Annotated in this window: 25 protein-coding genes and 1 tRNA gene; 12 read left to right on the top strand and 14 right to left on the bottom strand. The window is 68.0% G+C overall.

Going from position 1 to position 24,304, the window contains the following annotated elements:
* Nucleotides 1-270: 270 nt before the first annotated feature.
* Both KY497_RS07630 and KY497_RS07625 read left to right on the top strand, forming a co-directional pair.
* Nucleotides 271-726, top strand: coding sequence for a hypothetical protein (locus KY497_RS07630; protein WP_218682296.1), 456 nt, complete (start codon nt 271-273; stop codon nt 724-726).
* Nucleotides 723-1,721: a cation transporter gene (locus KY497_RS07625; protein WP_127482810.1), complete on the top strand. Its 999-nt coding sequence runs from the start codon at nt 723-725 to the stop codon at nt 1,719-1,721. The genes KY497_RS07630 and KY497_RS07625 overlap by 4 nt, the downstream gene beginning before the upstream one ends.
* Before the next feature lie 69 nt (nt 1,722-1,790).
* On the opposite strand, the gene KY497_RS07620 is transcribed toward KY497_RS07625, so the two are convergent.
* Nucleotides 1,791-2,423: a hypothetical protein gene (locus KY497_RS07620; protein WP_219870202.1), complete on the bottom strand. Its 633-nt coding sequence runs from the start codon at nt 2,421-2,423 to the stop codon at nt 1,791-1,793.
* 290 nt (nt 2,424-2,713) lie between these two features.
* Between KY497_RS07620 and KY497_RS07615 the strand changes: the two genes are divergently transcribed.
* Nucleotides 2,714-2,857, top strand: a complete 144-nt coding sequence (locus KY497_RS07615) for a hypothetical protein (protein WP_174799522.1) — start codon at nt 2,714-2,716, stop codon at nt 2,855-2,857.
* A 55-nt stretch (nt 2,858-2,912) separates the two neighbouring features.
* Here KY497_RS07615 and KY497_RS07610 read toward each other — a convergent pair.
* Both KY497_RS07610 and KY497_RS07605 read right to left on the bottom strand, forming a co-directional pair.
* Nucleotides 2,913-2,988, bottom strand: a tRNA-Thr gene (locus KY497_RS07610).
* A 45-nt stretch (nt 2,989-3,033) separates the two neighbouring features.
* Entirely contained in the window at nt 3,034-3,978 is a 945-nt protein-coding gene (locus KY497_RS07605; protein ID WP_017828951.1) for a thioredoxin domain-containing protein, read from the bottom strand.
* 230 nt (nt 3,979-4,208) lie between these two features.
* On the opposite strand from KY497_RS07605, the gene KY497_RS07600 reads away from it, so the two are divergent.
* Nucleotides 4,209-5,312, top strand: a complete 1,104-nt coding sequence (locus KY497_RS07600; RefSeq protein ID WP_218682299.1) for an ABC transporter ATP-binding protein — start codon at nt 4,209-4,211, stop codon at nt 5,310-5,312.
* 84 nt (nt 5,313-5,396) lie between these two features.
* Nucleotides 5,397-6,701, top strand: coding sequence for a DUF4032 domain-containing protein (locus KY497_RS07595; RefSeq protein ID WP_055865219.1), 1,305 nt, complete (start codon nt 5,397-5,399; stop codon nt 6,699-6,701).
* A gap of 12 nt (nt 6,702-6,713) precedes the next feature.
* On the opposite strand, the gene KY497_RS07590 is transcribed toward KY497_RS07595, so the two are convergent.
* From KY497_RS07590 to KY497_RS07570, 5 genes are all read right to left on the bottom strand, one after another.
* Nucleotides 6,714-7,355 (bottom strand): NAD(P)-dependent oxidoreductase, encoded by a 642-nt coding sequence (locus tag KY497_RS07590; RefSeq protein WP_141385854.1) that lies wholly within the window; start codon nt 7,353-7,355, stop codon nt 6,714-6,716.
* Nucleotides 7,356-7,377: 22 nt separating this feature from the next.
* Nucleotides 7,378-8,391 carry a 23S rRNA (guanosine(2251)-2'-O)-methyltransferase RlmB gene (gene rlmB, locus KY497_RS07585; RefSeq protein ID WP_017828955.1) on the bottom strand — a complete coding sequence of 338 codons (1,014 nt, stop codon included), beginning with the start codon at nt 8,389-8,391 and terminating at the stop codon, nt 7,378-7,380.
* A complete protein-coding gene (cysS, locus tag KY497_RS07580; RefSeq protein WP_219870201.1) occupies nt 8,384-9,784 on the bottom strand; it encodes a cysteine--tRNA ligase in 1,401 nt (466 codons plus the stop codon). The genes rlmB and cysS overlap by 8 nt, the downstream gene beginning before the upstream one ends.
* Entirely contained in the window at nt 9,781-11,016 is a 1,236-nt protein-coding gene (gene ispD, locus KY497_RS07575) for a 2-C-methyl-D-erythritol 4-phosphate cytidylyltransferase (protein ID WP_219870200.1), read from the bottom strand. The genes cysS and ispD overlap by 4 nt, the downstream gene beginning before the upstream one ends.
* 70 nt (nt 11,017-11,086) lie before the next feature.
* Nucleotides 11,087-11,569 (bottom strand): CarD family transcriptional regulator, encoded by a 483-nt coding sequence (locus KY497_RS07570; protein WP_017201416.1) that lies wholly within the window; start codon nt 11,567-11,569, stop codon nt 11,087-11,089.
* A 138-nt stretch (nt 11,570-11,707) separates the two neighbouring features.
* On the opposite strand from KY497_RS07570, the gene KY497_RS07565 reads away from it, so the two are divergent.
* On the top strand, nt 11,708-12,241 hold the full coding sequence (locus tag KY497_RS07565; RefSeq protein WP_055865231.1) for a hypothetical protein: 534 nt from the start codon (nt 11,708-11,710) through the stop codon (nt 12,239-12,241).
* A gap of 87 nt (nt 12,242-12,328) precedes the next feature.
* Here KY497_RS07565 and KY497_RS07560 read toward each other — a convergent pair whose 3' ends face one another.
* Together KY497_RS07560 and KY497_RS07555 are read right to left on the bottom strand one after the other, a co-directional pair.
* Nucleotides 12,329-13,012, bottom strand: coding sequence for a response regulator transcription factor (locus tag KY497_RS07560; RefSeq protein WP_017828959.1), 684 nt, complete (start codon nt 13,010-13,012; stop codon nt 12,329-12,331).
* The gene (locus KY497_RS07555; RefSeq protein WP_219870199.1) at nt 13,009-14,232 is read right to left on the bottom strand and encodes a cell wall metabolism sensor histidine kinase WalK; all 1,224 of its coding nucleotides are present in this window, start codon (nt 14,230-14,232) and stop codon (nt 13,009-13,011) included. The genes KY497_RS07560 and KY497_RS07555 overlap by 4 nt, the downstream gene beginning before the upstream one ends.
* Before the next feature lie 216 nt (nt 14,233-14,448).
* Here KY497_RS07555 and phoU point away from each other — a divergent pair, with 216 nt between their 5' ends.
* Nucleotides 14,449-15,159 (top strand): phosphate signaling complex protein PhoU, encoded by a 711-nt coding sequence (phoU, locus tag KY497_RS07550; protein WP_017828961.1) that lies wholly within the window; start codon nt 14,449-14,451, stop codon nt 15,157-15,159.
* Between the two features lie 71 nt (nt 15,160-15,230).
* Here phoU and KY497_RS07545 read toward each other — a convergent pair whose 3' ends face one another.
* Nucleotides 15,231-15,980 carry a phosphoglyceromutase gene (locus KY497_RS07545; RefSeq protein ID WP_218682052.1) on the bottom strand — a complete coding sequence of 250 codons (750 nt, stop codon included), beginning with the start codon at nt 15,978-15,980 and terminating at the stop codon, nt 15,231-15,233.
* 58 nt (nt 15,981-16,038) lie between these two features.
* Between KY497_RS07545 and KY497_RS07540 the strand changes: the two genes are divergently transcribed.
* Nucleotides 16,039-16,866, top strand: coding sequence for a class I SAM-dependent methyltransferase (locus tag KY497_RS07540; protein WP_141385848.1), 828 nt, complete (start codon nt 16,039-16,041; stop codon nt 16,864-16,866).
* Nucleotides 16,867-16,889: 23 nt separating this feature from the next.
* On the opposite strand, the gene KY497_RS07535 is transcribed toward KY497_RS07540, so the two are convergent.
* The 3 genes from KY497_RS07535 to KY497_RS07525 form a co-directional block, all read right to left on the bottom strand.
* Nucleotides 16,890-18,020, bottom strand: a complete 1,131-nt coding sequence (locus KY497_RS07535; protein ID WP_127482824.1) for a folate-binding protein YgfZ — start codon at nt 18,018-18,020, stop codon at nt 16,890-16,892.
* Between the two features lies 1 nt (nt 18,021).
* Complete coding sequence (locus tag KY497_RS07530) at nt 18,022-18,624, bottom strand: FABP family protein (RefSeq protein ID WP_055873911.1); 603 nt, start codon at nt 18,622-18,624, stop codon at nt 18,022-18,024.
* Nucleotides 18,625-18,774: 150 nt separating this feature from the next.
* On the bottom strand, nt 18,775-19,065 hold the full coding sequence (locus tag KY497_RS07525; RefSeq protein ID WP_219870198.1) for a hypothetical protein: 291 nt from the start codon (nt 19,063-19,065) through the stop codon (nt 18,775-18,777).
* A gap of 71 nt (nt 19,066-19,136) precedes the next feature.
* Here KY497_RS07525 and KY497_RS07520 point away from each other — a divergent pair, with 71 nt between their 5' ends.
* The 4 genes from KY497_RS07520 to pstS all read left to right on the top strand — a co-directional run bounded on the left by KY497_RS07520 (nt 19,137) and on the right by pstS (nt 24,280).
* On the top strand, nt 19,137-19,820 hold the full coding sequence (locus tag KY497_RS07520) for a response regulator transcription factor (protein ID WP_055865247.1): 684 nt from the start codon (nt 19,137-19,139) through the stop codon (nt 19,818-19,820).
* Between the two features lie 51 nt (nt 19,821-19,871).
* Nucleotides 19,872-22,037, top strand: a complete 2,166-nt coding sequence (locus KY497_RS07515) for an RNA degradosome polyphosphate kinase (RefSeq protein WP_055873914.1) — start codon at nt 19,872-19,874, stop codon at nt 22,035-22,037.
* Nucleotides 22,034-23,023 (top strand): NUDIX hydrolase, encoded by a 990-nt coding sequence (locus KY497_RS07510; RefSeq protein ID WP_219870197.1) that lies wholly within the window; start codon nt 22,034-22,036, stop codon nt 23,021-23,023. Before KY497_RS07515 ends, KY497_RS07510 begins: the two co-directional genes overlap by 4 nt.
* A 150-nt stretch (nt 23,024-23,173) precedes the next feature.
* On the top strand, nt 23,174-24,280 hold the full coding sequence (pstS, locus tag KY497_RS07505; RefSeq protein WP_219870196.1) for a phosphate ABC transporter substrate-binding protein PstS: 1,107 nt from the start codon (nt 23,174-23,176) through the stop codon (nt 24,278-24,280).
* Nucleotides 24,281-24,304: the final 24 nt, after the last annotated feature.

Here is a 24,304-nt window from a genome sequence, read left to right as displayed (position 1 = left end):
CAGACCCGAACCCGATGGTGGCGCAGTAGCCGAGCGGCTCGGCGGCGCCGCCCAAGCCGTTTGACACGGCGCTGGCACCGGGGCCCGTCACTCCGACCACCCTTAAATCGCGAAGGCTCCCATGGTCGTCCTTTAGCCATTCCCACGAGAAATCGCAACCGCCTAGCTTCCCCCTGAGGTTGTTGGAACGCTCGAGAGGTGAGTTTCCCAAAGGTGCAACGAGCAGGGTGCCCTCGCCTCTCGCCCACGTCGACCAGGCAGCGGACGTCTGTGGTCGTCGCGATCAGTGTCGCTCTTGCCGTCAGCCTCGCCGGGTGCAGCCTTTCCGTGCCGTCTGACCCGGAAGGCACACTCGCCCACGTGACCGGAGGAGAGCTGCGGGTCGGGGTGACCATCGAACCGGGTTTAGTTGATCCGGACGGCAGCGGAGTGTCCGGCCCACTCGTCGACCTCGTCCAGGACTTCTCAGCGACAATCCATACGGAACCCGAGTGGACGATTGGCAGCGAAGAAACGCTCGTAGGGTTGCTCGAGGATGGTGAACTCGACCTGCTCATTGGTGGATTCACAGACAAATCCCCCTGGACCGATCGTGCCGGTATGACCCGCGGCTACCAGGAAATCGACGGTGCGGACGGGCGGAGCGTCGTGCTTCTCGTCCCTCTGGGGGAGAACGCATTCCTCACGAAGCTGGAGTCGTTCCTCGACGATGAGGTCGGGCCATGAGAGACAACCACCAGTTCGGGCGATCGGACCTGCCCCCCGATCAGTTGACGGCGTTGAAGAAGGCGGTTCGGTGGGAGTACTTCACTATTTGCTACACCGTCGTCACCATCACGGTGGTGGCCTTCGTCGTGGGGAATTCCCAGGCCATGCGAACAGCCTGGATCGAGGACATGCTGTCTCTCATCCCCCAGATCGCCTTTCTCATTGCGCTGCCTTTCGTCCGCCGTAGGCCCACTGTCAACCACCCCTACGGTCTGCACCGCGCTATGGGCGTCGGACACCTCGTCGCCGGCGTCGCACTCCTCGCGGTCGGCCTCAATCTTGCCGCCGAAGCGGTCATTGGACTCCTCAAAGCGGAGCATCCGACCATAGGTACCGTGAACCTGTTCGGTCACACAATCTGGCTCGGCTGGCTCATGGTCGCCGTGATGACGGTCGTCGTCGTCGGCCCTGTGTTCCTCTACGGACCCGCGAAGGCGAAGCTTGCGCCCGTATTGCACAACAAGCTCCTCTACGCCGACGCTGACATGGCCAAGGCGGATTGGCAGACCAACGCCGCATCAATCATCGGCGTCCTCGGCGTTGGGATCGGCCTCTGGTGGCTGGACGGTGCCGCGGCACTCTTTATTTCTCTCGGGATCATCTGGGACGGCATCCGCAATACGAAGGGAGCGGTCGTCGACCTCATGGACCAACGTGCACGCACGTTCGACGACAAGCACCCGCATCCGCTCGGCCAGATGATTACGCAACTGATTCGTGAGCAGACCTGGGTTGCCGACGCAGCCGTACGCATTCGCGACCAGGGGCAGGTGTTCCACGTCGAAGCATTCGTACTTCCGAAGAAGCGTCGTGTCGCCGTTGATGCTCTTGACCGCCTGGCCCAGAGCATCTCCGACCTCGACTGGAAAGTACAGGATGTCGTGATCATCCCGTCCACACAGCTCCCAGAGGAAGCAGACGCCGCGAGGTGCCGACCGGCGCAGGGCGACTAACCATCATCACGCCGGGCCGTCGGGGGCGCGTAGACGACTGTAGACCCCCGGCCGGCCGAGTGGGGGCCTTCACGCTTCAGAGTCCGGTGCGATCGTTGTGATCAGAGATCGCGGAGCGGTATTGTCCGCGCGTGAGTCCGGTGGAGTTTGCCGTCGGGGCCGCGGTACGCGACAGCGCCCGCCACCGGTCACGAGTGTTGCCAGATCGTCCTCCTCGGGCAGGTTGGGTGCAATGGGGACGGAACCGCCGCCCCCGGCCGGCGCTGCTCCGATGGCGCCGAGGGCACCCCAGAACGTCCAGCGCCACCACTCACGGAAGCCCATGCCCTGCCAAGTGATGTTGTGCCGCTTCGCGAGCACCTGCGTGCGAAGGTGCGCGGCGGTGTTCGAGTTGCACGGCCACGCGAGGTCGTTCGCGCGTCGCTCCTCGTGGTTGCTGGTGTCGGGGACTCCGACGGCGTCGGGGTGGATGCGGTACCACTTCTGGCCGTTCCACCATGCGGTGCCGTACACCTTGCGGTTTCCTGGAGTGAGCGTCATCCGCTGGTACCAGATGCGCAGCTGATCGGCCTTCTCGCGGCCGCCGTCAAGCACCACCATCGGCGGGTGTCCTTCGGCCTCGAGCTGGTTCGAGAGCCCGTCGAACGCACCGCGCGTCCCTGACGCGTGGTTGTACGCCGCTCCGGCATATCGGGTTGACATGGCAGTCGCAGGCCTGTCAGCCGCCACGACGGGCACGAGACCGATAGGGAGAGACCAACAACCCCGCCCGGGGCTGAGGGGAACGTGAAGGTCATCGCACCGGTCGAGGTGATGGTCAGAATTGCGAAGAGCCCGTTCGCGGTCACCGCGAACGGGCGATCCTCGGTCGGTGCCAGCAAACCGAAGTTGTAGGCGGTGCCGGACGCGAACGATGCGCCCGTCGACACGACTATGCCCTCGAGCGATACCCGGCCTGCGGCGGTGACAACGCGCGAGGGAAAGGGCAGCGCATGCTCGGCCATGAGTCCGCCGCCATCACCCTCGACGTCTACGCGGACCTGTTCGACGACGACCTGAGTGCCGTCTCACTCAACCTCGAGGCCGCAGCCCGCGAACAGAGTGTGGGCAAAAAGTGGGCAGCACTCCTCGCCTAGATACGACGAAGGCCCGCATCCCCAGTGTTTCCAGGGGGATGCGGGCCTTGGTGTGTGGAGCCGACTACGGGACTCGAACCCGTAACCCCCGTATTACAAGTACGGTGCGCTACCAATTGCGCCAAGTCGGCGGATGCCACCCACCAGCTTAGCGATGGCATCGACCCCGCTTCGACCTAGGGGGCAGGCGTGGTGGTCGGTGTGGGAGTCGGCGTCGGCGTGGCACGCGAGGCATCGCTCGCGACGCTGAGCACGAACTGCGAGAACTCGGCCGGATCGTCGAGCGCTCCGACGTATGCTTCGCCGTTCGCGACGACCATCGGAGCCGACTGCAGGACCAGGTCCTTGGAGCCCGCGAGCGGTCCGTCCAGCGCGCGCGTGGTCGCATCCTTCGCCCAGCTGACGAAGTCGCCGTTCTCGATGCACGACCGCACGGCCTTGGTGTTGTCGGTGCCGACGGCCGCGGCGAGGTTCGCGAGCTCTTCATCGGACATGCCATCGCTGCCGACCTCGGGCTGGTTGTCCAGCAGGTCGTGGTTGAACGCGTAGAACTGCGCGGGCGAGTGCGTGGCGACGCAGGCGGCTGCGGCCGCCGAGCGCAGGGAGTACTTGGTGCCGTTCGAGCTCGCGGTGAGGAGAGCGACCGGGTGGTAGCTGACGGTCACGGCACCCTCGCTGATCCAGCCGGCGAACTGACGCGCGTTCGCCCGCTCGAACTTCCCCGCGTCCGGCGAGAGGTAGTCGACGTAGACGTGGATGTCGACCTTCTCAGACGTCGTTGCCTTGGGTGTCGGCTCGGTCGACGCACCCGCGTCGGTCGGCTCTGCGGACGGTGTCGCGGGGACCTCGTCGGATCCTGCGACCGCGGTGATGTCTGTGACGACCACGCCGTCCGACTCCATCCCCGTCGGGGTGAGCTTGGGCTTGGACACCTGGGCGGACACCGCAAGGGTCACCGCAGTGCCGATCGCCCCCACCGCGACGACCGCGACGGCGCCGATGATGATACGTCGCATGAGGCGCGCCCTCGACTGCTGGGCGTGCACTTGCTGAGCCTTCTCCCGCACGGCCTCGCGAGAATTGCGAGGTGTGGGGACGTTCGGCGTTTCGTCGCTCGACATCGTTCCTCTTGTGAGTCTGCGGGGGTCCGGGTTGGCCCCGACCGCCGCTCAGCGACGATCGCCGCTGCGCGCGGCCGAGTTCGATGCTAACCAGTGAGGCTGAGAAATACCCAGGTACAGCCGTTCATGTCATACTGAATTCGACCCAAAGACGGGTCACGGTGACTCATCTCACCGCTTCATCACTACGGATCGTCCGGCACGTACCTGCCGGTGAAGGAGAAACGACAATGGCATCTGTGACTTTCGACGAAGCCACCCGCCTGTACCCCGGTGGAACCCGTCCGGCCGTCGACAAGCTGAACCTCGAGGTCGGTGACGGCGAGTTCCTCGTCCTCGTCGGTCCTTCCGGTTGCGGCAAGTCCACGTCCCTGCGCATGCTCGCCGGCCTCGAAGAGGTCAACGCTGGCCGCATCCTCATCGGCGACCGCGACGTGACCGACGTCCCGCCGAAGGACCGCGACATCGCGATGGTCTTCCAGAACTACGCGCTGTACCCGCACATGACCGTCGCCGAGAACATGGGCTTCGCTCTCAAGATCGCCGGCGTCGGCAAGGAAGAGCGCGCTACTCGCGTGCTCGAGGCTGCGAAGCTCCTCGACCTCGAGCCCTACCTGACCCGCAAGCCGAAGGCCCTCTCGGGTGGTCAGCGTCAGCGTGTCGCCATGGGCCGTGCGATCGTGCGCCAGCCGCAGGTGTTCCTCATGGACGAGCCGCTGTCGAACCTCGACGCCAAGCTCCGCGTCCAGACCCGTACGCAGATCGCGTCGCTGCAGCGTCGTCTCGGCGTCACCACGGTCTACGTCACCCACGACCAGACCGAGGCGCTGACCATGGGTGACCGCATCGCGGTCCTCAAGGACGGCCTGCTCCAGCAGGTCGGCTCCCCGCGCGACCTCTACGAGAAGCCGAACAACGTCTTCGTGGCCGGCTTCATCGGCTCGCCCGCGATGAACCTGTTCTCGGCGGACCTCGCCGAGGGCGGCATCCGCTTCGGCACCGAGGTGGTCCCGCTCGACCGCGACACCGTCGGCCGCGCAAACGGTTCGCAGGTCACGGTCGGCGTGCGCCCGGAGGACATCGTCGTCGGCCCCGCCGATGGCAAGGGCCTCTCGGTCACGGTCGACCTCGTCGAGGAGCTCGGCGCTGACGGCTACCTCTACGGGCACACCGAGATCAACGGCAAGCGCGCCGACCTCGTCGCTCGCGTCGATGGCCGCAACCACCCGAACGCGGGTGAGACGGTCACGCTCGCAGCTTCGGCCGGCCACGTGCACGCGTTCGACATCGAGTCGGACGAGCGCCTGAACGACAAGCCGGTCGTCTCCGCCTGATCGGATCCACAGACGCGGCGCAGGCTGACTTCGGTCGCCTGCGCCGCGTCTCTTTTTCCTCTTCGCACGCAACCAGGGAGCACCATGCAGGATTCGCTGCGGATCACCGCCAGCAAGATCGACCCGGGGTTGCTCTCCCTCCCCTGGTCCACCACGTTGGCGAAGTGGCCGTCCGAGCACATCGTCTCGCTCCCGAAGGGGCTCTCCCGCCACCTCGTGCGCTTCGCGGACCTCTCCGGTCGCGTCGTCGCCGTCAAGGAGACCACCGCGGAGATGGCGCAGCGCGAGTACGACATGCTCGGCAACCTCGCCCGACTCGATGTGCCCTGCGTCGACCGGGTGGCCGTGATCGCCGGGCGCACCGACGCGCATGGTGACCCACTCCCCGCCGCGCTGGTCACCTCGCACCTGCGCTTCTCGATGCCGTACCGCGCTCTGTTCACACGCGTTCTGCGCCCGGACACCGCCAACCGTCTGGTGGACGCACTCGCGCTGCTGCTCGTACGCCTGCACAACGTGGGCTTCTACTGGGGCGACGTGTCGCTGTCGAACACCCTGTTCCGACGGGACGCCGGCGCATTCGCCGCCTACCTCGTCGACGCGGAGACGGGAGAGCTGCACGAGGAGGGGCTCACCGACGGCCAGCGCGCCTACGACCTCGACCTCGCACGCACCAACATCGCCGGCGAGATCATGGACCTCGCTGCCGGCGGACGGCTCGAGCACGGCGTGGACGCGGTCGCGATCGCCGACGGCATCGTGTCGTCGTATCGGTCGCTGTGGGCAGAGCTGACCGCCCAGGAGTCGTTCTCCGCCGCGGAGACATGGCGCATCACCGAACGTGTCGAGCGGCTCAACGCCCTCGGCTTCGACATTGACGAGATGTCGATGTCGACGACCGCGGACGGCACCGTGGTGGAGATCCAGCCGAAGGTCGTGGATGCCGGACATCATCAGCGCCGTCTCATCCGCCTGACCGGCCTCGACGTCGAGGAGAACCAGGCACGACGTCTGCTCAACGACCTCGACGAGTTCCGGGCCCGCTCGACGAAGCAGTGGGCGGACGAGGAGATGTACGCGCACGAGTGGCTGACCCGAGTGTTCGAGCCGGTCGTGCGTGCGATCCCCTACGAGCTGCGCGCCAAACTCGAGCCGGCCGAGGTGTTCCACCAGGTGCTGGAGCACCGCTGGTACCTGTCTCAGGCGGAAGGACGCTCCATCCCGCTCGCCGAAGTGCTCACCAGCTACATCAACGAGGTGCTGCGGCATCGGCGCGACGAAGCCACCATCATGGGTCCGCCCACCGAGACGATGAGTCTTCCCGTCATCACCGGCATGACGCCGGTCGCCGATGAGGACGAGGACGTGGACTGGCGGGATCTGGTCTGACCGACCGGCGGCTCAGTAGCCGACGGTGAACCGCTCCCTGTGGTGGTTGCCCTGCTCGATCTCGTCGACCACCGCGACGGCGAAGTCGGCACCCGAGATGTACGACTTGCCTTCGGCGTCGCGGACGATCACGTCGCCGCCGTCCCGGTAGTGGCCGGTGCGCTCGCCCTCCGCCCACGGTCCGAAGACCTCGGCGGGGTGGATGAAGAACCAGTCCAGGCCCGCGTCGGTCGCCTCGAGGAGGGCCAGCGAGTCGATGCCGACCTGCGCCTCGTGCTTGTACTCGTCCGGGAAGCCCTGATCGAACAGGCGCGGCCCGCCGGGGGCCACGAGGCTCCCGCCGGCACCGCCGACCACGCCGAGACGCGTGTCCGTACCCGCGAGCTGCTCGACGACATTCGACAGCGCCTCGAGCGCACGGTCGGCCATGTCACCGCGCGGCGAGAGAGCCGAGACCACGGCGTCCGTGCCGACGAACGCTTCCGCGAGCGGGGCCAGGTCGAGAGCGGAGCCCTGCAGATATGCGGCGCCCGCCACCGGATCGGCCGGCGCGGAACGCGAGATCGCGATCACGGCATGGCCACGGCTCACCGCCTCCGTGACGATGTGACGACCGGCGTAACCGGTCCCTCCGAGCACGATGATGCGAGCCATGGTCTGCCTTCCCTCGAACGGTCTAGTTCTTCTTCGCGGCGCGGAGCGACGCGACCTGGTAGAGCGCGACGGAGGTCGCGATGCCGGCGTTCAGCGACTCGGTGGCCGCAGAGATCGGGATCGAGACGATCTGATCGCAGGTCTCGGAGACCAGGCGGGACAGCCCCTTGCCCTCCGACCCGACGACGATCACCACGGGACGATCGGCGAGCTGCAGCTCGGGGAGCGACACATCGCCGTCGCCGTCGAGGCCGAGCACGAACACACCCTGCTTCTTGAACTCCTTGAGCTGCGTGGTGAGGTTGGTCGCCAGCGCCACAGGGGTGCGAGCGACGGCTCCGGCACTGGTCTTCCAGGCAGCGGAGTTGACGCCGGCCGAGCGACGCTGGGGAAGGATGATCCCCTGGCCTCCGAACGCCGCGGTGGAGCGGATGATGGCGCCGAGGTTGCGGGGGTCGGTGATGCCGTCGAGCGCCACGAACAGCGGCACCTCGCCGCGGTCGATGACCTGCTCGAGCAGATCCTGCGGGTGCGCGTACTCGTACGGCGGCACCTTGATCGCGACGCCCTGGTGCACACCGTCGAACCCGGCCATGCGGTCGAGCTCCGGACGTGTGACCTCCATCACCGGGATGCCCCGATGCGTGGCGATCGAGAGCATCTCCTTCACGCGGTCGTCCATCTCGACGCGCTGCGCGATGTAGAACGCCGTCGCCGGGATCTTCGCCCGCAGTGCCTCGAGGACCGAGTTGCGACCCGTCACGTTCTCGGTGTCGTCTCCCGCCTTGGCCTTCGGCGCACGATTGCCCCCGCCACCGGAGCCCGGCCGGCTGCCACCGGGGCGGCCCTTGCCGCCCGTCGCGGCGGCGTAGCGCTCGGCCGCGGCCTTGCGCTTGCCGGCGGGGTGCCACGCGCGGTCCTCCGCCTTCGGCGTCGGTCCCCGACCCTCGAGCGCCTTGCGCCCGAGTCCGCCGGTGCCCTTGGTCGGGCCCTTCTTGTTTCCCTTGCTCGCGCCGGGGCGCCCTGGCTTAGCCATCGATACTCCAATGAGTTCCGGCCGGAGTGTCCTCCAGCGTGATTCCTGCGGCGGCGATCGCATCTCGGATGCGATCGGCCGCCGCCCAGTCCTTGTCAGCGCGTGCCTGAGTGCGCTGGGTGATCATCGTCTGGACGAGGGCGTCCAGAGCGGATTGCGAGGCGTCGGCCTTCGCCCCGGATGTGTGTGTGAGGCCCAGGACCGACGTCATCGCCAGCACGGCGCGCAGCGCGTCGAGCGCGGCGTCGTCCTCCCCCGCGTCCAGCGCCGCGTTTCCCGCACGCACCGTCTCGTGCAGCACGGCGAGCGCCTGGGGCACGCCGAGATCATCGTCCATCGCCGCCGCGAACGCCGCGGGGAGGCTCTGCGACAGGAAGAACCCGATGCCGCCTCCGGCAACACGTGCGGCGCGCTGCTGGAAAGTGCTGATCCGACTCAGAGCCGCTTCGGCCTCCGCCCACGACGAATCGCCGAGGTCGAGGCTCGACCGGTAATGAGCGGCGGCGAGCGCGTAGCGCACCACCAGCGGATCGTGCGCGGCCAGCACGTCTGCTGCCAACGTGAAGTTCCCGAGCGACTTCGACATCTTCTGGCCGTCGACGGTGACGAGACCGTTGTGCATCCAGTAGCGCGCGAAGCCGTCACCTGCCGCCGTCGACTGGGCGAGCTCGTTCTCGTGATGCGGGAATCGCAGGTCGAGCCCACCGCCGTGGATGTCGAACTCGGGCCCGAGATAGCGCTTCGACATCGCGGAGCACTCGATGTGCCATCCCGGACGCCCGGCGCCCCACGGCGACGCCCAGGTGGCGTCTGCCGGCTCTTCGGGCTTGCTGCCCTTCCACAGGGCGAAGTCCTGCGGATTGCGCTTGCCCCGAGGGTCGGCGTCCTCCGCGGCTTCCATGGCATCGAGGGATTGATGGGTGAGCGATCCGTAGTCCGGCCAGGAGCGCACGTCGAAGTACACGTCTCCCGAACCGTCAGGGGCGGGATATGCGTGACCGCGCTCGATCAGCAGCGCGATGAGCTCCTGCATCTGCGGCACCGATGCCGTGGCTCGCGGCTCGTACGTCGGGGGCAGGATGCCGACCCCCGCGTAGGCCGCGCTGAACTCCTGCTCCATGCGATACGCGAGCGCCCACCACGGCTCGGAGTCGGTGGCGTTCGCGAGCACCTTGTCGTCGATGTCGGTGACGTTGCGCACCAAGGTGACCCGACCGTGGCGGTACTGCAGCCAGCGGCGCAGCAGATCGAAGCTCAAGGCCGCCCTGACGTGCCCGATGTGGGGGCCTGATTGCACCGTGGGTCCGCACACGTACATCGTGATGTTCTCGGGATCGAGAGGCACGAAGTCGCGCAGCTGCTGCGCGCGGGTGTCGTAGAGGCGGACTGTCACCGCTCAAGCCTACTCGGGGACGGCTGAGCGCCCGCCTTCAGATGACGATGAACGCCGGGAACCACCGACGCGATGGCCGTCACCGCGATGCCCTCTCCCCTGCCGGGGAACCCGAGCCCGTCCGTGGTCGTCGCCGTCACGGACACCGGAGCGCCCAGGACGGCGGACAGAACCCCTTCGGCCTCGGCCCGCCGCGGGCTGAAGCGCGGTCGATTGCCCTGGAACTGCACCGAGACGTTGCCGATCTCGAACCCGGCTTCGGCCAGCAGCTCCCGGGTGCGAGCGAGGAAGACGTCCGCATGCGCGCCGGCGTACTCGGGGTGGGAGGTGCCGAAGTGCTCTCCGATGTCACCGAGCCCCGCGGCACCCAGCAGCGCGTCGACGATCGCATGGGCGACGGCGTCTCCGTCCGAATGACCGGAGAGGGGCTGCTCCCCCGGCCACTCGAGGCCGGCGAGCCACAGGTTCCCCTCGCCCCCGAAGGCGTGGACGTCCGTGCCGATGCCCACCCGGGGGGTGACGGTCGCCGCGACGCTCGCACCCAGCAGGTGGCGGGCGCGCTGGAGGTCAGCGGGCGTGGTGATCTTGAAGGCGCGTTCCGAACCGGCGATGTACCGCACGGGGTGGCCGGCCGCCGAGAACAGGGCCGCATCATCGGTGTACTCGATCCCGCTGTCGTCAGCGGCAGCGTACGCCGCCTCGAGCGGGCCCCTCGGAAACCCCTGCGGCGTCTGGGCCGCAGCGAGCTCGGAGCGGTCGACAGCCCCGACGACGGCCCCGTCCACGACCTTCTTGAGCGTGTCGACAACGGGCAGTGCCGGGATGATGCCGTGCCCTGCCGTCACGGCAGCGGTGACGGCGTCGATCTGCGACGGAGGGGTGAGCGCGCGCGCCGCATCGTGCACCAGCACGATCTCGACGTCTCCCCAGAGCGCGGCGAGACCTGCCGCCACCGACTGCTGCCTGGTCGCACCACCGGTGACCACACGACCGAGATCAGCCCGGTCGCCGGCCGCGGCGCGCAGTTCCGTCTCGGCGTCGCCCTCCCATCCATCGGGGGCGACCACGACGACCTGCGCAGGCGATGCGGCGAAGACGCCGTCGAGCGCGTGGCGGAGGACGGAATGGGCGTCGATGCCGACGAAGGCCTTCGGAGCTTCGGCGCCCAGACGCGTGCCGGAGCCTGCAGCCACGACGATGATCGCTGAACGCGGGACAGGGAGGATGGTCACAGCATCACGTTACCGGCGAAGACGACGAAAGGCGGATGCCGAAGCACCCGCCTTTCGTCGTGAAGAGAGCTCAGGAAGCGAGGACCTCGTCGAGCAGTGCGCCCGCCTTGTCCTCGTCGGTCTTCTCGGCCAGCGCGAGCTCGGAGATGAGGATCTGACGAGCCTTCGCCAGCATGCGCTTCTCGCCCGCGGAGAGACCGCGGTCCTGATCGCGACGCCACAGATCGCGCACGACCTCGCTCACCTTGATCACATCGCCGGAGGCGAGCTTCTCGAGGTTCGCCTTGTACCGGCGCGACCAGTTCGTGGGTTCTTCCGTGAAGGGTGCTCGCAGCACCTCGAAAACATGATCGAGGCCTTCCTTGCCGATGACGTCACGCACGCCGACCAGGTCGACATTCTCCGCGGGGACCTCAATGATGAGATCACCCTGGGTGACGTTGAGCTTCAGGTATTTCTTCGCCTCACCCTTGATGATGCGCTCCTTGACCTCGATGATGGTCGCAGCGCCATGGTGGGGATAGACGACGGTCTCGCCAACCTCAAAAAGCATAAAAACGTGTCCTTTCGGCAACCTCAAGGATACCACAGGGGACATGCGCTAAGGTTCGCGCCCCCCGGTGCCGCAGGAGCCCTCACGACTTACGCATAGAATGGATGCGGATATCCCCGCCGGACCTCAGGAGGACCCGTGAAATCGCGCCTTGTTGCGTCTGCAGCCCTCAGCGCCCTTGTTCTGCTCGGCGCGACCGGGTGCACGTTCATCACCCCACAGTCCACCAAGACCGAGTACGCCGCATCCGACGGCGTGAACGTCTCCGACGCCGACGGCCCGATCGACGTGCGCAACGCCCTCGTGGTCGCCACCGAAGACGGCTCTGTGGGCAATCTCATCGCGGCGTTCGTCAACCCCACCGATGAGAAGGCGACTCTCACGATCACGGTCGCGGGCGTCGACCCGCTCGTCGTCACCGTCCCCGCCGGCGACACGGTGAGCCTGGGCGCCGGTGCCGAACCGCTGCGCATCGTCGGACTCGACACCAAGCCGGGCGCGACGGTGGAGATGCACTTCCAGTCCGGCGACTCCACCGGGGTCAAGACGGAGGTTCCCGTGCTCGACGGAACGCTCCCCTACTACTCGGACCTCGCCCCCTCGGAGAAGACGGCCCCTTCGACGCCGACGCCGAAGCCCACCGACACGGCGGCTCCGGCCCCCAGCAACTGACACCTCAGAGCACGAAGACGAAGAGGCCGGCGCCCAGGGGCGCCGGCCTCTTCGCTGTCTCGACGGGCTCTTCGTCCCGCCGGGAGATCAGCCTTCGAAGCGGTATCCCAGACCGCGCACAGTGACGAGCATCACAGGCTCGCTCGGGTTCTCCTCGATGCGCGAGCGGATCCGCTTGATGTGCACATCGAGCGTCTTGGTGTCGCCGAAGTAGTCGCTCCCCCAGACCCGGTCGATGAGCTGGCCGCGGGTCAGTACGCGCCCGGAGTTGCGCATCAGCACCTCGAGCAGCTCGAACTCCTTCAGCGGCATGTTGATCTGGGCTCCGGCCACGGAGACGGTGTGCCGATCGATGTCGAGCGAGACCCGTCCGCCGTCGAGCACGCGCTCGTCGAGCTCGCTGTCCGCCTGCACGACCCGGCGCAGCACGGCACGCATGCGGGCGAGCAGCTCCCGGGACGAGTAGGGCTTCGTGATGTAGTCGTCGGCTCCGAGTTCGAGGCCCACCACGATGTCGACCTCGGAGTCCTTGGCCGTGAGCATGATGATGGGAACGGCGGAGGTCGACCGGATCTGCCTGCACACCTCTGTTCCCGGCATGCCGGGAAGCATCAGGTCGAGCAGCACGATGTCGGCCCCGCGCTCCCGGAAGGCCGCGAGCGCTCCGGGGCCGTCCTCCGCGATCTCCACCTCGTAGCCCTCACGCCGGAGCAGGTACGCGAGCGGGTCGGCGAGGTCGGGCTCGTCTTCGACGAGAAGGATTCGGGTCATGCTCTCTCTCCGTTTCGAACGCGCGCGGATGCGGCGGACTTGGCCGCTTTGCGCGCGCGCTTCTTCTTGCTCTTCTTGCCCGCGTCGAGGTTGTCGGGGGCGTCGATCCGGGGAAGACGGATCGTGAACGTGGACCCGCGGCCCGGACGCGACCACAGCCGCACCTCGCCGCCGTGCCGCTGGGTGGCGTGCTTGACGATGGAGAGCCCGAGGCCGGTCCCTCCGGTGCGCCGCGAACGGGCCTCATCGGCCCGGTAGAACCGCTCGAAGATGCGCTCGCGATCGGCTTCTGCGATGCCGATCCCCTGGTCGGACACCGCGATCTCGACCACGCCGTCCTCCGCGCGGACGCCTACTCCGACGCGGGAGCCGCGGGGCGAATAGACGATCGCATTGGCGATCAGGTTTCCGACCGCCTCGATCAGGATCTGGGCGTCGCCGCGCACGAAGACGCCGCGGTCCCCTCCCCTGGTGAGCTCGACCCCTGCGGAATCGGCCTGCACGACGTGAGCCTCGATCGAGGAGGCGATCACCTCGTCGATCGCGACCGGGCCGACCTTCGTCAGACCGTCCTCGGCCTGGAGCCGGGACAGGCTCATGATGCGTCCGGTGAGCTGTCCGAGCCGCCCCGCCTCTGCGGAGATGCGCGCGGCGAAGATGCGCACCTGGGTGGGATCGTCGGCCGCGGACTCGATGGCCTCGGCGAGAAGGCTCACCGCGCCCACGGGCGTCTTCAGCTCGTGGCTCGTGTTCGCCACGAAGTCACGACGCATCTGATCGAGCCGCTCCTGCTCCGTGACGTCGCGGATGATCAGCAGCACCAGACGCGTGCCGATCACGCTGGCGCGCGCCGAGACCAGGCGGGGGTCGAGGCTCAGGCCCCCTCGGGTGAGGCGCATCGACTCGGTGGCGGTACCGCCGGCCTCCCTGACGCCGCGCACGAGCTGGCGCAGCTCCGGGTTGTCGAGCGTCGAGCCGACATCGATCCCGAACCGGGTCGCCGCTTGCGAGGAGGCGAGTACCAGACCGGAGGTGTCGACGATCGCCGCGGCATCGTCCATGCTGTGCAGGACATCGGTGATGCCGGCGGGAATCGCCAGCGATGTCTCCTCCTGCACGCGGGCCCGCGCCCGGTATGCCCACACGACGAGCAGGGAGAGGCCGACGCCGATCACCAGCCCGATGGCGAGCGAAGACAGCGCGAGCTGCGGCAAGGTCATGACATAAGCGTAGAGTGCGTTCACCGTCCGTCCGGCGGGTTTCCGCGCCCTGGCGGGAACAGGAGAAGTACTATTCACGTGCTGGGCACCGTTCGTTAACCTTCGAAGCAGACAATCGCTTCGGGCTTGTGCGGGAGCACAGACCTGCTCTCGTGCGGACGACCCGCCGTCTCGCGCTGACACAGCCGAGATCCGAATGAAAGGTTGCGCCCCAACATGCGCGAAGTCTTCCACCAGTCCCTCGAGGACCTTCAGAACCGCCTCGTCGAGATCGCCGACCTCGTCACGGTCTCGATCGACAAGGCCACCAGGGCATTCGCCACGAGCGATGTGGCACTGGCCGAGGAGGTCATCGCCGATGACGCCAAGATCGACGAGCTGGCCGTCGCCCTCGATGAGCAGGCGATCGAGATCCTCGCCCGCCAGCAGCCGGTCGCGCGCGATCTGCGCATCGTCGTGACCGCTCTGCGTGTGAGCGCCTCGCTCGAGCGCATGGGCGACATGTCGGAGCACATCGCCCAGCTCGCCCGCCTCCGCTTCCCCGAGCGCGCCATCCCGAAGGGCCTCAAGGGCACCTTCGTGAAGATGGGCGAGCTCGACGTCGAGGTGGCCCGCACGCTCTCCGAGCTGCTGCGCACCCAGGATCTGCGCTTCGCCGACGCCATCCGCAACGCGGACGACGATGTCGACGAACTGCACGCCACCGTCTTCGAGAAGGTGCTCAGCGACAACTGGAAGGGTGAGGCGACGGCGACCGTCGACGCCACGCTCGCCAGCCGGTACCACGAGCGCTTCGCCGACCACGCTGTCGCCGTCGCGAAGAAGGTCGTCTATCTCGCCACCGGTGACTGGGCGGTCGACGAGGAGGACATCCCCCTCGCCGTCGAGCAGCAGGAGCTCGGCCAGCAGGAGTTCGGCCACGCCTGATCGCACCCGCGGCAACGCAGAAGCCCCCGATGCCTTCGCATCGGGGGCTTCTGCGTGAGGAGCAGAGGCTCCTACTTCTTGCCCTGGGCCGCGACCGCGGCGGCACCGGCGGCCGCGGCCTCCGGGTCGAGGTAGCGTCCTGGGCCGGTGGGAACGTTGTTCTCGTCCAGCTCATAGACCAGCGGGATGCCGGTGGGGATGTTCAGCTCGGCGATGTCGTCGTCGCTGATGCCCTCGAGGTGCTTCACCAGGCCACGCAGCGAGTTGCCGTGCGCCGTGACGAGCACGGTCTTCCCGGCCTCGAGGTCGGGGACGATCGCGCTCTCCCAGTACGGCAGCAGACGGTCGATGACGAGCTTGAGCGACTCGGTGCGCGGCACCTCGCCGTCGATGCCCGCGTAGCGGACGTCGTTCACCTGGCTGAACTCGCTCTCGTCGTCGAGCGCGGGCGGCGGCACGTCGAACGAGCGGCGCCACAGCTGGAACTGCTCGGGGCCGAACTCCTCGAGGGTCTGCGCCTTGTCCTTGCCCTGGAGCGCACCGTAGTGACGCTCGTTGAGCCGCCACGAGCGGGTCACCGGGATCCACAGACGGTCGGCGGCGTCGAGAGCGATGTTCGCCGTCTGGATCGCACGGCTGAGCAACGAGGTGTGCAGCACGTCGGGGAGGATGCCGGACTCTGCCAGCAGCTCGCCGCCGCGGCGCGCCTCCTTCTCGCCCTGCGCGTTGAGGCGGACGTCCACCCAACCGGTGAACAGGTTCAGTTCGTTCCACTCGCTCCGGCCGTGGCGGAGCAGGATGAGGGTGCGCGTCGCAGTCATGCGGCCAGTTTATCCGCCCGGAGCCGAAGCCCTAGTCGGATGCTGGGAGGATGGAGACATGGCGTCATCTCCCCTCGGTCGGCCGACCCGCGGCACCACGGGGACCAACCGGCTGCGACGCAACGATCGCTGGATCGCCGCGAGCGACGCCCTGCGCCGAGCATCCGATCCGCTGGTCGTCGATCTCGGCTACGGAGCCAGCGGCGTGACCGCGTTCGAGCTCGCGACGCGTCTCGTCCGGGTGCGCGACGACGTCGAGGTGCGCGGCCTGGAGATCGATCCGGCGCGCGTCGCGACGGCCGACGCCCAGCTCGCCGAGGTGCGCGCGGGGCGGACGCCCTTCGCCCCGGACCTCCCGGTCTCGTTCGGGCGCGGCGGTTTCGAAGTTCCGCTTCCCGGCGGACGCCGGGCCGCGGTCATCCGTGCCATGAACGTTCTGCGGCAGTACGACGAGCAGGACGTTCCCGATGCGTGGTCCCGCATGGCCTCACGCCTGGCGCCGGACGGGCTGCTCTTCGAGGGCACCTGTGATGAGATCGGCCGCGTCTCGAGCTGGGTCGACGTCGATGCGCACGGCTCACCGCTGCGCTTCACGATCTCCCTCCGGCTCGCCGACCTCGAGCGCCCGAGCATCGTCGCCGAGCGATTGCCGAAGGCGCTGATCCACCGCAACGTCGCCGGAGAACGCATACACGGGCTGCTCGTCGATCTCGACCGCGAGTGGGACCGCGCGGCGCCCCTGTCGACCTTCGGAGCCACGCAGCGCTTCCTCGCCGCCGTATCCGCTCTTCGCGCGCAGGGCTGGCCGATCCTCGGCGGACGCCCGCGTTGGCGTCTGGGGGAACTCACGCTGCCGTGGGCCGCAGTCGCTCCGCTGACGGACTGAGTCGTCCTGCCGCCGAGGGCGGGTCAGAGCTCGACGCCGGAACCGCGAGGGTCGGGAGCCGTGGGCCGTCGCGACAGCCGGGTGAGGCGCGGAATATCCGCCGTCGCACCTGCATCCGCCGGGACGATCACCTGCTGAGAGGCGGCGATGTCGATGCCGTCGGCGCGAACCACGAGGTCGCCGATCGGTGCGCGCCGAGAGAGGATCGCGAGCGCGATCGGACCGTCTTCGTGATGACGCGCCACCGAGGTTAGGTGCCCGACCTCGTCGTCGCCGGCGAACACCGGCGCACCCGGCGCGGGCAGCACCGCATCGCTGCCATCGAGGTGGAGGGCGGCCAGACGGCGGGGCGGGTGACCGAGGTTGTGCACCTTCGCGACGGTCTCCTGCCCGCGGTAGCAGCCCTTGTTCAGGTGCACCGCGCTGCGGATCCAGTCGGACTCGTGCGGCAGCGAGCGCTCGTCGACCTCTGTCTTCCACCGCGGGCGCCAGGCGGCCACGCGCAGCGCCTCCGCGGCGAGGAGGCCCGCGAGCGACTCCCGATCGATGGATGCGGCGAGGGCGTCAGCAGCCTCCTCCTCGAGGATCGCGACGCGCCAGGCGAAGTCGGCGGCGGGGTGCTCGGCGACCTCGGAGTACTGGTGTCCTCCGACGCTGATCCGCTGCCACGGGTCGGCCCAGACGAGGGCGGTGCCGTTCGGAGCTGACGCGGCAGCGGTCACCGTCGATGCGACGGAGCCGCCCTCGACATAACCGACCAGCACGAGGTCGGGTCGGATGTCGACCGTGGCCTGGGTGCGGAACTTCATGCGCGTCAGCCAGGCGGCGAGCGCATCGGCGTCGTCGGCGTCGACGATGAGCCACGTGGATGCGCCGTCGTCGAGCACACCGGCCGCGTGCTCGACGCGGCCCTGTGGATCGAGCACGAGGAGCTCTGTGCTGTCGCCGGCGGCGAGACGCCCCACGGCCTGCGACGTGATCGAGTCGAGCCAGGTCAACCGCTCGGGGCCCGCCACCTCGATCACGGTGCGGTCGCCGAGCGGCGCGAAAGCCGAACCACCGGCGAGACGCCGCTGCTCGCGGAAGGCGTCTCCGAAGTGCACGATGAGGTCGCCGTCGGACACGACGCCGTCGATCTGGCTGAAGCCGGACACGTCAGACCTTGGCCAGGCGCGCCGACGCGTGCGAGCGCAGCGGGGTGCCGAGCGCGGCGATGTCCCACGCCCACAGCAGATGTCCGTCGACGAGACCGTACATGCGCGACGATGCGGTGTGCACCTTCGCACCGGCGCTGCGCACGACGGCGTCGGAGCCGATGTCGATGCGCGGACCGTTGATCTCGCCGAGGTAGAGCTCGAGAGCGCCGTCGGCGTGCGCGAGCGAGACTTCGATCGGGAACCCACCGCTCGGTGCGCGCAGCTCTTCCACGTCGTCGACCGTGCGCGTGTGCACGGGCGCGGTGGGGGGAAGCAGCGCGGGGCCGGGATCTGCGGCCGTCGCCGGGCGCGCGAGTCGCCAGAAGCCCGTCTCGGCGAGGAGCGCCGCGGCGGGAGCGCCGTCCTCCGTGAGGAACGTGGCCGTGCTGGAGTAGTTCAGGAACGGTCCGCCGTCGTGGCTGAAGCTGATCCGGTGGGTGAACTCGCCCTGCAGACGCTCATCCCCGACCGGATAGTCGATGACGCCGGTGCCCTCCCAGACGCCGATAAGCCATGCGAAGGGAACGATATCGGCCGGAAGGTCGACGGGCAGTTCGAGCATTATCGCGTCAGCGCTGGCCGCGGAAGAGGTTGCGCAGCACCACTGCCGAGACGAAGACGATAGCGAGGCTCGCAAGGCCCAGCAGGCCGATGAAGAAGATTTCGAGCGCCATGAGGTCCATGTCATCCACCTTACCGCGCCGCGCCGGTGTCAGGAGGGGATCAGTGCCGCGAGGCCGAAACCGACGGAGATGATGCCCATCAGCAGCAGAGCGCCGATGACGCTTCCGGAAACGCGGAAGATGAAGCCCTGGGTGCGCCCGTACCAGAGCTGCACCGCGAAGGACAGCAGTACGACGCCTCCGAACCCGACGAGCAGCCAGAGCACACGCCATTCCTCCGGCACGAAGATGCCGATGGCGACGGTGGCGAGGAAGGCCGTGGACCAGACGACGAGCACACCGACGAACGCATTGCGTGGTGCGAGTGCGGGATCCGTCATGTCTCCATTGTTGCGCATCGCTCCCGGTATCATGGCGGCACGACGTCGATCCGCGTCTGTGAGGAGTGCGCGTGGCCCAGGTGCTGGTTCTGACCAACGCTCCGCTCTCCGAGCAAGTGCTCCCCGCGCTCGAGCTGCTGAGCCACCGCACGCGCCAGATCCCCGCAGAGACGTCGCAGCTGGTCAGCGCCCCCGACTACGACGTCGTGATCGTCGACGGCCGCCACGATCTCGTCGCCGCGAAGTCGCTGTGCCGCCTGCTGCGGACAGCAGGGCAGGATGCGCCACTGCTGCTCGTCGTCACGGAAGGCGGGATGAGCGCGCTCTCGGGAGACTGGGGAATCGACGACGTCCTGCTCGCCACAGCCGGTCCTGCCGAGATCGATGCCCGACTGCGTCTCGCGCTGGCTCGACGCGATGAGGTCGCCGAGCCCGCACGCGTGCAGGCATCCGGCGTCACGATCGACGAGCAGTCCTACTCGGCGAAGTTGCGCGGCAGGCCTCTGGATCTCACCTACAAGGAGTTCCAACTGCTGCACTTCCTGGCGACCCACCCCGCTCGTGTGTTCACCCGCGAACAGCTGCTGAGCGAGGTCTGGGGCTACGACTACTTCGGAGGCACCCGCACCGTCGACGTGCATGTGCGACGGCTCAGGGCGAAGCTCGGCGACCAGGAGCAGATCATCGGCACGGTGCGAAACGTCGGCTACCGCTTCAACGTCAACGAGGACGAGAGCCTCGCGAGCGTGGTCTGACGATCGACTCCGTTCACACGCGCGTCACCTCTCGGTGCTTAGATGTACCCCATGATCGATCCCGCACTCGCCGACGCCGGGCTGGGTGACGCCGAAGACGACGACTTCGACGCCATCGAGTCCTACGACTCCCAGCTCCCGGACCACCGCTACCTGGATCGCGAGCTCAGCTGGCTCGCCTTCAACCAGCGCGTGCTCGAGCTGGCAGAGGATCCGTCGCTCCCCGAACTCGAACGCGCCAACTTCCTGGCGATCTTCGCGAGCAATCTCGACGAGTTCTTCATGGTGCGCGTCGCCGGACTCAAGCGCCGCATCATGACCGGTCTGGCCGTGCCCACCAACATCGGCCGCTCCCCCGTCGACGCCCTCGCCGACATCTCTCGCGAGGCGCACGCCCTGCAGCTGCGTCATGCCGACGCCTGGACATCGCTGGTGCGACCCGCCCTCGCCGAATCCGGAGTGGAGATCACCGAGTGGTCAGAGCTCACCGACGGCGAGCGCGCGGCGCTGTCGGAGTACTTCGGGGCCCAGGTCTTCCCGGTGCTGATGCCGCTCGCGGTCGATCCCGCCCATCCGTTCCCCTACATCTCGGGTCTCTCGCTGAACCTCGCGATCCGCATCCGCAACGCCCGCACGGGGCGTCAGGAGTTCGCGCGCCTCAAGGTGCCGCCCATGCTCCCGCGCTTCGTCGAGGTGCCAGGAGGCGGCGAGATCAAGCGCTTCCTGCGTCTGGAAGAGCTCATCGCCAACCATCTGGGCGATCTGTTCCCCGGCATGGAGGTGCTCGACCACCACGCGTTCCGCCTCACCCGCAACGAGGATGTGGAGATCGAGGAGGACGAGAGCGAGAACCTCATCCAGGCGCTCGAGGCCGAGCTCCTGCGCAGGCGGTTCGGCCCGCCCATCCGTCTCGAGATCACCGACGACATGGATGACGTCACGATGGACCTGCTGGTCCGCGAGCTCGACATCACCGACCTCGAGGTCTACCGCCTCCCCGGGCCGCTCGACCTGCGCGGTCTGTTCGACCTCTCGCGCATCGACCGCCCCGACCTGCGCTACCCGCCGCATCTGCCCACCACGGCGGTGGCGTTCCAGCCCGCGGGATCGAGCGCCCGCGCTGACATCTTCAAGGCGATCCGCAAGTCGGACGTGCTGGTGCACCACCCGTACGAGTCGTTCACCACGAGCGTGCAGGCGTTCCTCGAGCAGGCCGCCCGCGATCCGCACGTGCTCGCCATCAAGCAGACGCTCTACCGCACCTCCGGCGACAGCCCCGTCGTGCAGGCCCTCATCGACGCGGCAGAAGCGGGCAAGCAGGTGCTGGCCCTCGTCGAGGTGAAGGCGCGCTTCGACGAGGCGAACAACATCGTCTGGGCGCGCAAGCTCGAGAAGGCCGGCGTGCACGTGGTCTATGGGCTCGTCGGGCTCAAGACGCACTGCAAGCTCGCGCTCGTGATCCGCGAGGAAGACGGGATGCTGCGCCACTACTCCCACGTGGGCACCGGCAACTACAACCCGAAGACCAGCCGCATCTACGAGGACTTCGGACTGTTCACCGCGGATGCGCAGGTCGGCAAAGACCTGACGCGACTCTTCAACGAGCTCAGCGGCTACGCGATCGAGAAGAAGTTCAAGCGCCTCCTGGTGGCGCCGCTGCATCTGCGCAAGGGGCTGATCCGCCAGATCGACGCCGAGCGGAAGAACGCCGAGGCCGGGATTCCCGCGCACATCCGCATCAAGGTGAACTCGATGGTCGATGAGGAGATCATCGATGCGCTCTACCGCGCGAGCGCAGCGGGTGTGAAGGTCGATGTCTGGGTGCGCGGCATCTGCAGCCTCCGCACCGACCTCGACGGCATCAGCGACAACATCACGGTGCGCAGCATCCTGGGGCGTTACCTGGAGCACTCGCGCATCTTCGCGTTCGAGAACGCCGGCGACCCGCAGGTGTACATCGGCAGCGCCGACATGATGCACCGCAACCTCGACCGCCGCGTCGAGGCTCTGGTGCGCGTGACCGACCCCGCGCACCTCAAGGAGCTCGGGACGTTCTTCGACCTGGCGATGGACGCCGGAACGACGTCGTGGCACCTCGGCGCCGGCGGCGTCTGGGAACGCCACGCCGTCGATGCGGAGGGCAAGCCCCTCATCGACCTGCAGGATAAGACCATGGGGTTGATCCAGCGGCGCCGTCGCGCACGGGCGGTTCGATGACTGCGCGACAGCTGCAGCTCCCGGCCGACACGGCGACGAGCTCGAAGTGGACGGACAAGGCCGTGTACGCGGCGGGGGCCGTCGTGTGGCGCCTGGTCGACGGCAAACTTCGCATCCTGCTGATCCACCGCACCAAGTACCGCGACATCACCCTCCCCAAGGGCAAGGTCGATCCCGGTGAGATGCTCGCCGAGACGGCCGTGCGCGAGGTGCACGAGGAGACCGGCATCCGCGTCTCTCTCGGGGTGTCGGTCGGCGTGAGCCGGTACCACCTCGCCTCGCAGAAGCAGAAGGTCGTGCACTACTGGGCTGCGGAGGCGACGGATGCAGCGATCCGGGAATCGACGTTCGTTCCCAACCGCGAGATCGCCGCGCTGGAGTGGGTCAGTGTGAAGAAGGCGCGTGCACGCCTGAGCTACCCCGTCGACCTGGAGATCCTCGACTTCTTCTCCAACCTCGTCGACGACGGCGCGCTGCGCACCTTCCCGGTGATCGCGCTGCGTCATGCGAAGGCCACGCCTCGTTCGGAGTGGGACGGTTCGGATGCCTCGCGACCGCTCACCGAGCGCGGGCGCACGCAGGCGAAGTCCATCGTCGGACCGTTGCGCGCGTTCGGCGTGCGTCGGATCGTGACCAGTGACGCGGTGCGCTGCGTCGAGACGATCACCCCGCTTTCCCGCGCGCTCGATCGCAAGCCCGTGAAGACCGAGAAGATCAGCCAGGACGCCTGGGAGGACGGCGGGTCCGACCTGCGTGCGGTCGTCGGCCGCCGCATCCGCGCCGGCAAGCCGGCCGTGCTGTGCAGCCACGGCCCGGTGCTTCCCGGCCTGCTCTCGGAGATCGCGCTGGCCACCGGCACCATCCAGGGGTCCTACCTCAGCAGCGCAGCAGACCTCGAGCCTGCCGCGTTCTCGGTCGTGCACCTCTCGGCCACGAACCCCGGATCCGGGATCATCGCCATCGAGACGCACATCCCCAAAGTCTGACGTCCCCTGATTTCTCGCGGGAGCACCCCAGAGAGTCCCCCGTCGTTCACCTGCCGTTCACCTGCTCGGGAGAGTCTCGTTAACCGTCGCCCATAGCGTCACTGTGTGCCCTGCACCGGGCCCCACCCATTCCAGATCGAAGGATCCACAGTGAAGATCTCCCGAATCGCACGAATCGGCGCCATCGGCGCCGTCGCCGCTCTCGCCCTCGCCGGCTGCGCCGCGAACGAAGGCGGCACCGGCTCCACGGACGAGCCCTCCTCCAACACTTCCGCCGTGAGCGGCTCCCTGGTCGGCGCGGGCGCTTCCTCGCAGCAGGTCGCCATCCAGGCGTGGACCGCCGAGTTCCAGAAGACCAACCCCGACGCCCAGGTCGAGTACGACCCGCAGGGCTCGGGCGGTGGCCGCGAGTCCTTCCAGCAGGGTGCGGTCAACTTCGCCGGTTCCGACCGTGCGTTCAAGACGGACGAGATCTCGGCCGGCGGCTTCGGCGCGTGCGTCGACGGCTCCGACATCATCGAGATCCCGGCCTACATCTCCCCGATCGCTATCGTCTTCTCGCTCGACGGCGTGGACGAGCTGAACCTCGCCCCCGAGACGATCGCGTCGATCTTCGCCGGCAAGATCACCAACTGGAACGACCCGGCGATCGCCGAGGACAACCCCGACGCGAAGCTTCCCGACCTCGCCATCACGCCGGTGCACCGCTCCGACAAGTCGGGCACCACGGGCAACTTCACCGACTACCTCGCACAGACCGCGGGCGACGTCTGGACCGCAGGCAGCGTCGAGGAGTGGCCGGCCGACCTCGCCGGCGAGTCTGCCGAGAAGACCTCGGGTGTCGCCAACGCCGTCAAGGGCGGACAGGGCCTCATCGGCTACATCGACTCCTCGCAGGCCGCCGACTTCTCGGCCGTCAACGTGAAGGTCGGCGACAAGTTCGTGCCGCACTCGGCCGAGGGCGCCGCCGCGACGCTCGACGCATCGAAGATCGAGGAAGGCCGCACCGACGGCGACCTCGCCTTCGCGATCGACCGCACCACCACCGCTGACGGCGCGTACCCCGTGCTCCTCGTCAGCTACCTCATCGGCTGCGCCGAGTACGAGGACGAGAACGTCGCGGCACTGACCAAGGCGTTCTTCACCACCGCGATCAGCGCCGAGGGCCAGGACGCCGCCGCGACCAACGCGGGCAGCGCCCCGATCTCGGACGACCTGCGCACGCAGGCCCAGGCTGCGATCGACCTCATCAAGTGAGCCAGTGACGGTCTCCGGGATGCC

It is taken from the genome of Microbacterium sp. PAMC22086, from assembly GCF_019443525.1.
GTDB classification, from domain to species: domain Bacteria; phylum Actinomycetota; class Actinomycetes; order Actinomycetales; family Microbacteriaceae; genus Microbacterium; species Microbacterium maritypicum.
Note: the sequence above shows the minus strand (reverse complement) of the source record. Positions and strands in the feature narration are given on the sequence as shown.

Coding starts and splice junctions, on each gene's coding strand:
- KY497_RS07625 (WP_127482810.1), top strand. CDS start 723: ATGAGAGACAACCACCAGTTCGGGCGATCGGACCTGCCCCCCGATCAG.
- KY497_RS07620 (WP_219870202.1), bottom strand. CDS start 2,423: ATGTCAACCCGATATGCCGGAGCGGCGTACAACCACGCGTCAGGGACG.
- KY497_RS07615 (WP_174799522.1), top strand. CDS start 2,714: ATGCTCGGCCATGAGTCCGCCGCCATCACCCTCGACGTCTACGCGGAC.
- KY497_RS07605 (WP_017828951.1), bottom strand. CDS start 3,978: ATGTCGAGCGACGAAACGCCGAACGTCCCCACACCTCGCAATTCTCGC.
- KY497_RS07600 (WP_218682299.1), top strand. CDS start 4,209: ATGGCATCTGTGACTTTCGACGAAGCCACCCGCCTGTACCCCGGTGGA.
- KY497_RS07595 (WP_055865219.1), top strand. CDS start 5,397: ATGCAGGATTCGCTGCGGATCACCGCCAGCAAGATCGACCCGGGGTTG.
- KY497_RS07590 (WP_141385854.1), bottom strand. CDS start 7,355: ATGGCTCGCATCATCGTGCTCGGAGGGACCGGTTACGCCGGTCGTCAC.
- rlmB (WP_017828955.1), bottom strand. CDS start 8,391: ATGGCTAAGCCAGGGCGCCCCGGCGCGAGCAAGGGAAACAAGAAGGGC.
- KY497_RS07570 (WP_017201416.1), bottom strand. CDS start 11,569: ATGCTTTTTGAGGTTGGCGAGACCGTCGTCTATCCCCACCATGGCGCT.
- KY497_RS07560 (WP_017828959.1), bottom strand. CDS start 13,012: ATGACCCGAATCCTTCTCGTCGAAGACGAGCCCGACCTCGCCGACCCG.
- KY497_RS07555 (WP_219870199.1), bottom strand. CDS start 14,232: ATGACCTTGCCGCAGCTCGCGCTGTCTTCGCTCGCCATCGGGCTGGTG.
- phoU (WP_017828961.1), top strand. CDS start 14,449: ATGCGCGAAGTCTTCCACCAGTCCCTCGAGGACCTTCAGAACCGCCTC.
- KY497_RS07545 (WP_218682052.1), bottom strand. CDS start 15,980: ATGACTGCGACGCGCACCCTCATCCTGCTCCGCCACGGCCGGAGCGAG.
- KY497_RS07540 (WP_141385848.1), top strand. CDS start 16,039: ATGGCGTCATCTCCCCTCGGTCGGCCGACCCGCGGCACCACGGGGACC.
- KY497_RS07530 (WP_055873911.1), bottom strand. CDS start 18,624: ATGCTCGAACTGCCCGTCGACCTTCCGGCCGATATCGTTCCCTTCGCA.
- KY497_RS07525 (WP_219870198.1), bottom strand. CDS start 19,065: ATGACGGATCCCGCACTCGCACCACGCAATGCGTTCGTCGGTGTGCTC.
- KY497_RS07515 (WP_055873914.1), top strand. CDS start 19,872: ATGATCGATCCCGCACTCGCCGACGCCGGGCTGGGTGACGCCGAAGAC.
- KY497_RS07510 (WP_219870197.1), top strand. CDS start 22,034: ATGACTGCGCGACAGCTGCAGCTCCCGGCCGACACGGCGACGAGCTCG.